The following is a 10,442-nucleotide window of genomic DNA, read 5'->3' as shown; positions in this document are numbered from 1 at the left end:
GGGGCAACCGGGGGCGGGGGCGCGGTGCCGTCCCGGCGTTCGGCTGGCCGTCCGGCGCGGGTGGCAGGGACCAGTCCCACGCGGGGCCGCCCGCCGGGGCCGACGTCGGCCCGTCGGGCTGCGTCACGTCGCCGACCGGCTGGGTTGCGTCGCTGGGCAGCGGGCCGGGCCGGCCAGGGGACGGCGCGGCGGTCGGTGCGACGCGATCCGGAGCATCCGGTGCCGTCGTGGCGTCCGCCGCAGCGGTCTTCTCCGTGGCACCTGTCGCACCGGTCGCCTTCGTCCGCGCGGGAGTGGGCGCTTCGGTGGTGGAGCCCGCCGGGTCCAACGTGCCCGCCGCTTCGGCGACGGCGGCCGGACCCGTAGGGCCCCCGCCGTCGGCGGCAAGGGCACCGGCGGTGGTGGCCGCGTCGTCCGGGAAGTTGACGTCGCCGGCGCGGGCCACCCCGCCGGCTCCCGTGGGCCCGCCGGCCTCGATCGTTGTGGTGGCGCCGCCGGTCGCGGTCGCGTCGGTGGCCCCGCCCGTCTCGACCGCGCCGATGGGCCTGGCGGCGGTCGTCCCGGAGGCCATCGGCCACTCCCAGTGGGCCGGGGGACCTCCGGCCGGAGCGCCGGCCCCGACGTGGTCCCGGCCATCGCCGGTGCGGTCGTCTGGCAGTGGGTCGCCGACGGTCGCCGGGACCCGGCGGGCCGTGGCCGCGTCCGGGCGGGCGTCCGGGTCGGCCGGGCCGCCGGCCCCGGGCGGGGTGGGGCCGGTCGGCAGCGGCCGGAGGATGTCCGTCGGCACGATCGCCGGCTGTTTGCCGGCGACCTGTGCCCCGGGCAGGCCCGAGCCGAGCGTCCCGGGTAGTCCCGCGCCGGGTGCTCCGGAAGCGGTCGAGCCGAGCGTCCCGGGCAGGTCGCCCCCCGCCTCGGCCTCGTCGGAGCGGGGGAAGAGGGGCCAGCGGGCCAGGGCGGCGGCCGTGGAGCCGAGCACGCCGGTGACGACCGCGATCAGGGCACCGTAGTAGGGCGCGAGCTGGTACCGGTCGGCGGAGTCGCCGGGGCCGGCGGCCAGGTAGGCGAAGGCGACCAGCACGGGGCCGGCCGCCCCGGTCGCGCCGCTGGTCAGCGGCGGGTGGCCGTGCCAGCGGGCCAGCGCGCCCGAGGCCGCGCCCGCGAGCAGGGCCACCAGCGGCAGGACCAGCGGGGCCAGCCGCTGCGCCGTGTCCGCGCCGAGCCAGCCCGGCTCGAACACGCCCAGCCGTACGGTCGGCAGCGGGCCGGTGCCGGCCAGGGCGGGTAGGGCCGAGAGCAGGGCGACGAACCAGATCGTGCCGGCGACCGCCGCGACGTTCCAGCCCAGCGGCAGGCGGAGCAGCACGGCGAGCGCCGCGCCGGCGCCGACCAGCGCGCCGAGGGCCGCGCAGATGCCCACCGCCCAGACCGGGTCCACGCTGTTGAGCTGGGTGGCTCGGGCCGGTTGCATGCACAGCGGCGCGACGACCATCGCGCCCAGGGCTGCCGCGCCGGCCAGTGCGAGCTGCCCGGTCGCGGTGCGGGTGAGCGGGTGGGCGCGGGCGAGCCGTTCGGTGACCACCGCGCCGACCACGGCGGCGAGCGCCGCGCACCAGCCCACCCAGACCAGCTGGGCCGGCCACCGGTTGACGGTGGCGTCGGTGAAGTCGCCGGCGATCCGGACGATTCCGAAGCCGTGGGCGACGCCGAGCTGACCGGCGCCGGCCAGCACGCTCACCCCGAGCGCGGTGAGCAGCAGCTTGCCCCACGTCCGAAAGGCCATGTCGGGCACGTTACGGCCCGGTGCGCCCGATCGCCACCTTGGCGCCGCGCGGCGCGGCGACGCGCCCGGCCTGCGACTACTTGAGTTCGACCAGCCGCGCCAGATACGTCGTATCCCCGACATTGGTGAGCATGTGGACGGCGCCCGGGTCGCGGTAGACGACCCCGCCGGTCGGCTCGTCCGCGTCGATGGTGGTCCCGTCGATCGTCTGCACCACGTTCTTCGCGCCCTGTACGGCGATCACCAGGTACGGGTGGGCGTGCCGGTGCAGCGGCTGGCGCTCGCCCGGCTCCAGCCGGATGTGCCACACCCGCACCCGGTCGTTCTCGTAGACGATCTCCTGGCCCACCGGGCCCAGCTCGGTCCCGTCGATCACGTCGGTCATGCGGTCGAGCCTCCAGTCACCGCATCGGCGGGGCGCTCGACCGGGAGAGCGGCGTGCCGCCCCAGTTGCGGGAGCACCTCGGCAGCGACGAACTCCAGATGGTCGAGGTCGGCCAGGTCGATCAGCCGCAGGTGGACCCGGGTCGCCCCGACGGCGGCGAACTCGCCGATCCGGTCGACGAGCTGGGCGGGCGAACCCACCACCGATTCCTCCGGGGGCAGGGCGCTCATGGCGTGCAGCGGCGCGGCCCGCCGCCGCGCTTCGGCGTCGGTGCGCCCGATCGCCACCGAGATCGCGGCGGAGAGGACGAGCGGCGCCCGCCCCGACGCCACGCGGCCGTGCCGGTCGCACGCCTCGGCCACCCGCCCGTACGCGGCGGCGGTCTCGGCGACGCTCTTGAACGGCATGTTGAACTCGTCGGCGTAGCGGGCGGCGAGCTCGGGGGTGCGCCTGGGACCGCGCCCGCCGACGATCACCGGCGGGCCGGGCCGCTGGACCGGCTCGGGCAGGGCGGGCGCGTCGACCAGGTGGTAGTGCTTCCCGGTGAAGCTGTACGTCTCGCCGACGGGGGTGCGCCACAGGCCAGTGATCACGTCGAGCTGCTCGCCGAGCCGGTCGAAGCGCTCCCCGACGTCCGGGAACGGGATGCCGTACGAGGTGTGCTCCCGCTCGTACCAGCCGGCGCCGATGCCCAGCTCGACCCGGCCGCCGCTCATCTGGTCGACCTGGGCGACCATGACGGCGAGCGGCCCGGGGAGCCGGAAGGTGGCCGACGTGACGAGGGTGCCGAGGCGGACCCGGGTGGTCTCCCGGGCCAGCGCGGCGAGGGTGAGCCAGGCGTCGGTGGGGCCGGGCAGGCCGGGGTCGGTGCCCATGGACTGGTAGTGGTCGGCCCGCAGGAATCCTTCGAAGCCGCCCGCCTCGACAGCCCGAACGAAGCGGAGCTGGTCGTCGTAGCTGGCGCCCCGGTGTGGCTCGGTGAAGACGGCGACCCGCATGGTCATCGCCCCTGCGCGCCGGCCCCGGCCGGCGCCGGTTCGCGTACGCCGGTGGCGGCCGACGCCGGGGCGACGGGCCCGGCGGGGCCGTCCCGTTCCATCAGCAGCTCGTGCAGCTCGGCGCTGACCCGGGCCACGTCGGCCAGGTGGGCGTTGCGGCCGAGGGTCCGGGGTCGGGGGATGTCGACGTCGACGATCGCGCGGATCCGCCCCGGGCGGGGGCTGAGCACGACCACCCGGTCGGCGAGCAGCACCGCCTCGTCGATGGAGTGGGTGACGAAGACGACGGTGGCGCCGCTGGTCATGTGCACCCGCTGGAGTTCGCCGGAAAGCTCCTCGCGGGTGAGTGCGTCCAGGGCGGAGAACGGCTCGTCCATGAGCATCACCCGGGGGTCGCCGATCAGCGACCGGCACAGCGAGACCCGCTGCTGCATCCCGCCGGAGAGTTCGTGCGGCAGCCGCTTCTCGAACCCGGCCAGCCCGGCCAGTTCGAGCAGCTCCCGGGCGCGCTCGCGGTGCTTCGCCCGCTTCCACCCGAAGATCTCGACCGGCAGCAGCACGTTGTCCAGCACCGACCGCCAGGGCAGCAGGGCGGGGCGCTGGAACAGCATGGCGATGTCCCGGCGTGGGCGGGTGATCGGTGTGCCGGCGACGGTGATCTCCCCGGCGGTTACCGGCAGCAGCCCGGCGACCATCCGCAGCAGGGTGGACTTGCCGCAACCCGAGCGGCCGAGCACGGCGACGAACTCGCCCTCGGCGACGTCGAGGTCGATACCCCGCAGCGCCTCGACGCGGCCGGCCCGGCCGTCGAAGGTGCGGGACACGCCGGACAGCCGGATCATCGCCGCTGCCTCCCTGAGTGGACGGTCAGGATCGCAGCTAGGGTAGCCCGCCGCGATCCACGCGCCACCATCCGGGGTGGAGATCAGTTCGTTTCCGTTCCGCAACAGACACTCCTCGCTACACCGGCAGGTCCCTTGCGTAGTCTGTGCCGGCGAAGAGTCCCCTCACGACGGTGGCGTCGGCTCCCCCCTCTGTCGACGCCGTCGCTCTCGACGACCCGGCCCGAGGCGTATCGCCCCTGGTCGGAAAGGACATGGTGCACAGATGAACAGGCTGACCCGCACGGTCGCCGCGGCCCTCCTGGCCTCCGCCCTCACCCTGGTGTCCGCTTGCAGCAGCGATTCGGACGCGTCCGACGCCAAGGGCGGCGACGGCAAGTCGCTGGAGAAAGTGACGTACCTCACTTCCTTTGGCAACTTCGGCCGTGACTCCTACGCCTGGGTGGCGAAGGAGAAGGGCTTCTTCAGGGAAGCCGGTTTCGACGTCGAGATCAAGCCCGGTCAGGGTACCGGCGCGGTGATCCAGACCGTCGTCGGCGGTCAGGCCGACTTCGGCCCGATCGACCTTACCGGCGGCCTGCTCCAGCTCGGCAACGGCCAGGCCAAGGACTTCGTCGCCGTCGCGGCGATCCAGCAGCGCACCATGGCGGCCATTGTGACGGTCGAGGGCAAGAACATCGCCTCGCCGAAGGACCTGGAGGGCAAGAAGCTCGCGGACGCCCCGGCGTCCGTCGTCCGCAATCTCTTCCCGACGTACGCCCGGCTCGCGGGCGTGGACGTCAGCAAGGTGACCTGGGTGAACGGCGAGCCGCAGACCCTGATGGGCACCCTCGCCTCCGGCTCCGTCGACGGCATCGGTCAGTTCGTCGTGGGCCAGCCGACGGTGGAGGCGGTCACCAAGAAGAAGGCCGTCCTGCTGCCCTACAGCAACGTGATGCAGGACCTCTACGGCAACGTGCTGATCACCTCCAGCAAGATCGCCAAGGAGAAGCCGGACATGGTCAAGCGGTTCAGTGCCGCGCTGATCAAGGGCCTGGAGTACTCCCTGGCGAACCCGCAGGAGGCCGCCGAGCTGCTGAAGAAGAACATCGACGCCACCAACCCGGCGGCGGCTGCCGCCGAGCTTCAGCTCATGGCCGGGTACGTCCGGTCCAACAACTCCGGCACCAAGATCGGCACGCTGGACAGCGGCCGGGTCGCCAAGAGCATCGCGATCCTCCAGGGCGCGGGCTCGCTCAAGCAGAACATCACCCCCGACCAGATCATCGACTTCAGCCTCGTGCCGCAGCCCTGACCGGTCCGACAAGTCACCGGGGTACGCCCTGCCGGCCTCCGGCAGGGCGTACCCCCGTTCCGTTCCCGGCCTCTGCGCCAAATGGATGAGGAGGAGAAGATGACCGACCTCCGGTTACCGGAACCGGCGCTCGCGGCCCCGCCCGTCGACCGGCACCGCGCCGCCGGCGGGCGCGCTGCCCTCGGTGCCGGCGCGCGGGCCGGCGCGAACGGGCTGCTGCTGCCCGCCGCGGGTTTGCTGGTCGCGTTCGCGGTGTGGTGGCTCACCGCCCGGCTGGAGCTGGTCCACCCCGCCGCGCTGCCCACCCCCGGCTCGGTGCTGTCGGCGTTCACCGACAAGCCGGACCGGATGCTGGAGCACACGCTCGACACCATGCTGGAGATCCTGATCGGCTTCGCGCTCTCCGCCGTGGCCGGCGTTCTGCTCGGACTGTCCCTGGCCGCCTCGCGCACCGTCGAGCGGATGTTCACCCCGCTGCTCGTCGCGGTCAACGCGGTTCCGAAGATCACCCTGGGGCCGCTGCTCGTGGTCGCGCTCGGCTGGGGTCAGAAGCCCATCCTGACCATGGTGTTCCTGCTCTGCTTCTTTCCGATCGTGCTCTCCACCGCGACCGGGCTGACCACCACGCCGTCCGACCTGGCGGAGCTGGTCCGCTCCTGGAACGCCTCCTGGTGGCAGGCGTTCCGCAAGGTGCGCTTCCCGGCCGCGCTGCCGCAGATCTTCGTCGGGCTGAAGGTGGCGATGCCGCTGGCCGCGATCGGCGCGGTGATCGGGGAGTTCCAGGCCGGCGAGAGTGGCCTGGGGTACGTCATCACCCAGTACGCCGGCATCGGCGACACCGCCACCGCGTGGGCGGCGATCATGCTGGTCGCGCTGGTCAGCATCCTGCTCTATTCGGCGCTGGTGTTCGTGGAGCGCCTCGCACTGCCCTGGGTCAGGGAGACCACCTCGACGAGGTGAGAGCGACGGTGGGGCCTGCCGGGCGACCGGCGGGCCCCACCGTCGTCAGCCCGCGAGCCGCCAGCGCCCACCCCGGGCGACCAGCGTGGTGAGGGCCTGCGGCATCAGCCCCGAGTGGTTGTCCGGCGTCATCCGGATCGGGCCGGAGAGGCCGTCCATCTGGGACGTCTCCAGTACGTTGCGCAGGCCGTCCCGGCCGGCCTTGCCGGGCGCGCCGCCGGCGCGCAGCTCGGCGTCGGCGATGAGCTGTACGGCGTCCGCGGCGAACGAGGAGAAGCCGTTGTAGCCGCCGAAGCGGGCCGTGTAGTCCTGGAACCACTGGCGGCGGGCCGCCTTGGCCGGGGTGGTGGCGATGACGTCGTCGATCACCATGGTCTGGGTGAAGATCAGGGTGGCCCGCTCCGCAGACCGGGACGACGCGCCCAGAAACAACTCCCCGGCGGCCGACGCGTCGAAGAACAGCGAGCCGGTGAACCCGGCCGGCTGGGCCGCGCTCGCGGCGAGCATCGCCTGCTCCGGTGGCGTCCAGACGACCATGGCCTCGGGCTCGGGCTCGGCCAGCGCGCGGACCTGCTGGCTGACGTCGGTGTCGGTGGTCTTCACCGACTGGTTGCCCAGCAGTTGGATGTTGGTCTTGTCGAATTCGCGCCGCAGCAAGTCCAGCCCCTCCCGGCCGTAGCTGTCGTCGCTGTTGAGCACGGCGACCTCGCTGATGCCGCGGCGGCGCAACTCGATGGTGAGGGCGGCGGCGCTGTCGGCCGCGTTCGGGGCCAGCTTGAACATGTACCGCCGGTCGGCGACCGGGGTGGCAACGGCACTGGACGAGGCGAGCGCGATCGTCGGTATCTTCTTCTCGTTGATCGTGCGGGCCGCGCCGACGGCGCATTCGTTGCACCCGCCCATGATGATCGCGCTCACCCGCGAGTCGTTGCTGAAGTCACCGATGTTGCGCAGCGACTCGCTCGCGTCGGAGCGGTTGTCCTTCACCTTGAGCTCGATCTTGCGGGCACCCAGCGCGCCCGAAGCGTTGAGCTGTTCGGCCTTCAGTTCCAGCGCGCGCTGGTACGCCTTGCCCACCGGGGCCGCGGAGCCGGACAACTCCAGGTCCACGGCGATCACAATCGGGCTCGTGTCCTGCTCCGCCGCGCCGAACTGGCAACCGGTGAGCGTGGTGGCCAAAACGGCCGATGCGAGCGCCGCGATGGTCGCGGAGCGGATGGGGATCAACTCAAGTCCTCCAGGTGCGGCGCGGGCGATGCCCGGTCACCGCCGCTTGTTCCGTCCTCAGTGGAGAAACGGGATTGGTCTGCCGTACGGTGTGCGCGAAGCCTGCAAAACCTTGCCAATGCCGGGCCCTGTGGTCAAGCGCGGATGCATCGAAGCTTTCGGGACGAGCGTCCCACATGTTGGGGCAACCCGATGCCTGCAAATGCTTACTTTGCATTAGCGGACGACCACTCTGGAGTCACATGCCCTGATCAGGGGCTTGGGAAAATGAAGGTATTAGTTGACCGGATCACGCGATCAGTGCCGTGCGACCGTTTCCTGCCTCACTGCGGCTTCCCAAACACGATCATCTCTGATGAAATCGCGGCCGTGCCGCGCGCGGCGCTGTCCGCTGCACCGGACACGGGTTGGCGGTTCAGGCGTGGAAGAAACGACGGAGGCGATGTCGTGAGGACCGGACCTACGACCCTGCCCGATAGCGGCGAGTCGAACGAGCGGGGCCGGCGACGGCTGCCCCGACTCCGGGATGCCCGGATCCGCTCGAAGCTGGCGCTGATCCTGGTGGTGCCGGTCGCGGCGGTGATCGCGCTCGCCACCATCCGGCTGGTCTCCACCGGTGAGGGCGTGTACGAGGCGACCCAGCTACGGGCGCTGACCGCCCTGTCGATCGACGTCTCGGCGCTGACCCAGGACCTGCACAAGGAGCGGATGGCCGCGGCCACCCTCCTCGCCCGGCCGGGGGAGAAGAGCAGGGTCGACGAGTACAACCTGCGGGTGCGCAGCACGGACGCGCGCATCGAGACGTACAACGCCGAGCGGGGCAGCATCGGGAAGGTCTCCAACGACGTACGGGACCGGCTGAAGGTCATCGACGACCACCTGCGGACGCTAAACAGCACCCGCCAGGAGGTGCTGGACCGCAAGCAGATGCCGGTGGCCGAGGCAGCGCTGCGCTACGGCGTCATCGTCACCGACCTGGTTTCCTACGGCGACACGCTCGCCCAGATGCCCGGTCAGGAGACCCTGGCCGACAACCGCCGGGCGGTGGCCGCGTTCGCCCACGCGAAGGCAGCGGTCGCCGAAGAGCAGGCCGTCGCCTACACGGCGCTGTCCACCGGCCGGCTCGACGAGGAGCAGTTCTCTTCGTTCGTGGCCACCCTCACCAGCCAGCAGGAGGCCCTGGTCTCCTTCTCGTTGGCCGCGGACCCGGCCCAGCGGGCCCTGGTCGACAGCACCGTCTCCGGCGACGCGGTCGTGCTCGCCGACCGGGTGGCCGCCGACCTGACCCGGTCGGTCGGGCAGACCCCCCTGGTCACCGCCGCCGACGTGTCCGCCTCCATCGGCTCGGTCAACGACCTGATGCGGTGGGCCGAGATCCAGCTCCAGCAGCGGCTGCTCGACCAGACCGAGGAGGCCCGCGCGGACGTCATCCAGCAGGCGGTCGTCGAGTCGGTGCTGGTGCTGCTGACCCTGATCATCGCCGTCACCCTGGCCGTGGTGCTGGCCCGGTCGCTCAACCACTCGCTGCGCCGGCTGCGCGAGGGCGCGCTGTCGGTGGCCAACCACGACCTGCCCGACGCGGTGCAGCGGCTCCAGACCATCGGCAACGTCGGCGACGGCGGCGTGGAGGAGATCGTCCGGCAGGTCCGGGACCCGATCCAGCTGACCAACCGCGACGAGGTCGGCCAGGTCGCCCTGGCGTTCAACGTGGTCCACCGGGAGGCGGTCCGGGTCGCCGCCGAGCAGGCCGCGCTGCGCACCAGCGTCTCGGCGATGTTCCTCAACCTGGCCCGGCGCAGTCAGACCCTGGTCGACCGGATGATCGGCGAGCTGGACGCGATCGAGCGCGGCGAGGAGGACCCGAAGCGGCTCGCCCAGCTCTTCGAGCTGGACCACCTGGCCACCCGGATGCGTCGCAACGACGAGAACCTGCTGGTCCTCGCCGGCGCGGACTCCGCCGTGCCGCGCCGCGACGACGCGCTCCTGATCGACGTGCTGCGGGCCTCCCAGTCCGAGGTCGAGCAGTACAACCGGATCGAGTTCGGCACGGTCGACACCGACATCTCGGTCGCCGCGCACGCCGTCAACGACGTCGTCCGCCTGGTCGCCGAGCTGCTCGACAACGCCACCCGCTTCTCCCCACCGAACACGGTGGTGGTCGCCGACGGCCGGCGGATCCGCGACTACGTGCTGATCCAGGTCGAGGACCGGGGCCTCGGCCTCACCGACGAGCAGCTCGACTCGCTCAACCGCCGGCTCTCCGCCCCGTCGACCGTGGACGTGGCCGCGTTCCGGCTGATGGGCCTGGCCGTGGTGAGCCGCCTCGCCTCCCGGTACGGCATCCGGGTGGAGCTTCGGCGCAACGTGGAGGGCGGCACCGTCGCCCAGGTGAGCCTGCCCAGCTCGACCGTGGTGCTGCCGTCGCTGCGGGGACGCCAGCCGGTCCCGGCGCCGCTCACCCTGGCGCGCCAGCCGGCCCCGGCCGAGCAGACCCCGCTGAGCCCGGCCGGGTTCGGTGAGCCGGCGACCGGTGCCGGTCGCACCGCCACCCTGACCGACCAGTGGCGTACCGCCGCGCCGACACCGGCCCGCTGGCAGGTGCCCGGCGACGCCCAGGACGGGACGTCGGCCGCACCGTTCGGCAGCCCCACCGTGGCCCAGCCGACGATCCCGACCGTGACGCCCGTGTCGCAGCCGCCCACCCCGCAGCCGCCCGTGCCGGCCCAGCCCGCGTACACGCCCAGCGGCGGCATCTCGGTCGGCAGCCCGACCGTGGCGTACCCGACGATCGATCCGCTGCCCCGGCGGTCGCCGAACGGGGAGTCCGCCCAGCCGGCCACCCCGCTGGCACCGGCCACCCCGCTCGTGCCGGTGACCCCGGTGCTGCCGGGCGGCCCGGTCGCCGGGATGGCACCGTCGGCCCCGCCGGTGCCGGTCGCCCCGGCCACCCCGGTGG

8 protein-coding genes are annotated in these 10,442 nt (G+C 72.8%); 3 read left to right on the top strand and 5 right to left on the bottom strand.

The annotated features are described in order from the left end of the window. The 4 genes from E1258_RS25385 to E1258_RS25370 form a co-directional block, all read right to left on the bottom strand. Positions 1–1,780: hypothetical protein (locus tag E1258_RS25385; protein WP_132405544.1), on the bottom strand; the 1,780-nt coding region annotated here is incomplete at its 3' end. Positions 1,781–1,856: 76 nt separating this feature from the next. After that, positions 1,857–2,165 carry a cupin gene (locus E1258_RS25380; protein ID WP_036373076.1) on the bottom strand — a complete coding sequence of 103 codons (309 nt, stop codon included), beginning with the start codon at positions 2,163–2,165 and terminating at the stop codon, positions 1,857–1,859. Then, positions 2,162–3,163: an LLM class F420-dependent oxidoreductase gene (locus tag E1258_RS25375; protein ID WP_132405546.1), complete on the bottom strand. Its 1,002-nt coding sequence runs from the start codon at positions 3,161–3,163 to the stop codon at positions 2,162–2,164. The genes E1258_RS25380 and E1258_RS25375 overlap by 4 nt, the downstream gene beginning before the upstream one ends. Positions 3,164–3,165: 2 nt before the next feature. Then, positions 3,166–4,005 carry an ABC transporter ATP-binding protein gene (locus tag E1258_RS25370; RefSeq protein ID WP_132405542.1) on the bottom strand — a complete coding sequence of 280 codons (840 nt, stop codon included), beginning with the start codon at positions 4,003–4,005 and terminating at the stop codon, positions 3,166–3,168. A 265-nt stretch (positions 4,006–4,270) separates the two neighbouring features. On the opposite strand from E1258_RS25370, the gene E1258_RS25365 reads away from it, so the two are divergent. Both E1258_RS25365 and E1258_RS25360 read left to right on the top strand, forming a co-directional pair. Continuing rightward, positions 4,271–5,299 (top strand): ABC transporter substrate-binding protein, encoded by a 1,029-nt coding sequence (locus E1258_RS25365; RefSeq protein WP_132405540.1) that lies wholly within the window; start codon positions 4,271–4,273, stop codon positions 5,297–5,299. Between the two features lie 99 nt (positions 5,300–5,398). Next, on the top strand, positions 5,399–6,259 hold the full coding sequence (locus tag E1258_RS25360; RefSeq protein ID WP_132405538.1) for an ABC transporter permease: 861 nt from the start codon (positions 5,399–5,401) through the stop codon (positions 6,257–6,259). 45 nt (positions 6,260–6,304) lie between these two features. Here E1258_RS25360 and E1258_RS25355 read toward each other — a convergent pair whose 3' ends face one another. Next, on the bottom strand, positions 6,305–7,486 hold the full coding sequence (locus E1258_RS25355) for an ABC transporter substrate-binding protein (protein ID WP_132405536.1): 1,182 nt from the start codon (positions 7,484–7,486) through the stop codon (positions 6,305–6,307). A gap of 447 nt (positions 7,487–7,933) precedes the next feature. Between E1258_RS25355 and E1258_RS25350 the strand changes: the two genes are divergently transcribed. Then, on the top strand, positions 7,934–10,442 hold a 2,509-nt coding region (locus tag E1258_RS25350; protein WP_243715677.1), incomplete at its 3' end, for a sensor histidine kinase.

The sequence above is a fragment of the Micromonospora sp. KC207 genome, from assembly GCF_004348615.1.
GTDB lineage: Bacteria > Actinomycetota > Actinomycetes > Mycobacteriales > Micromonosporaceae > Micromonospora.
The sequence above is the reverse complement of the archived record's forward strand: the minus strand, read 5'-3'. Positions and strand labels throughout refer to the sequence as shown.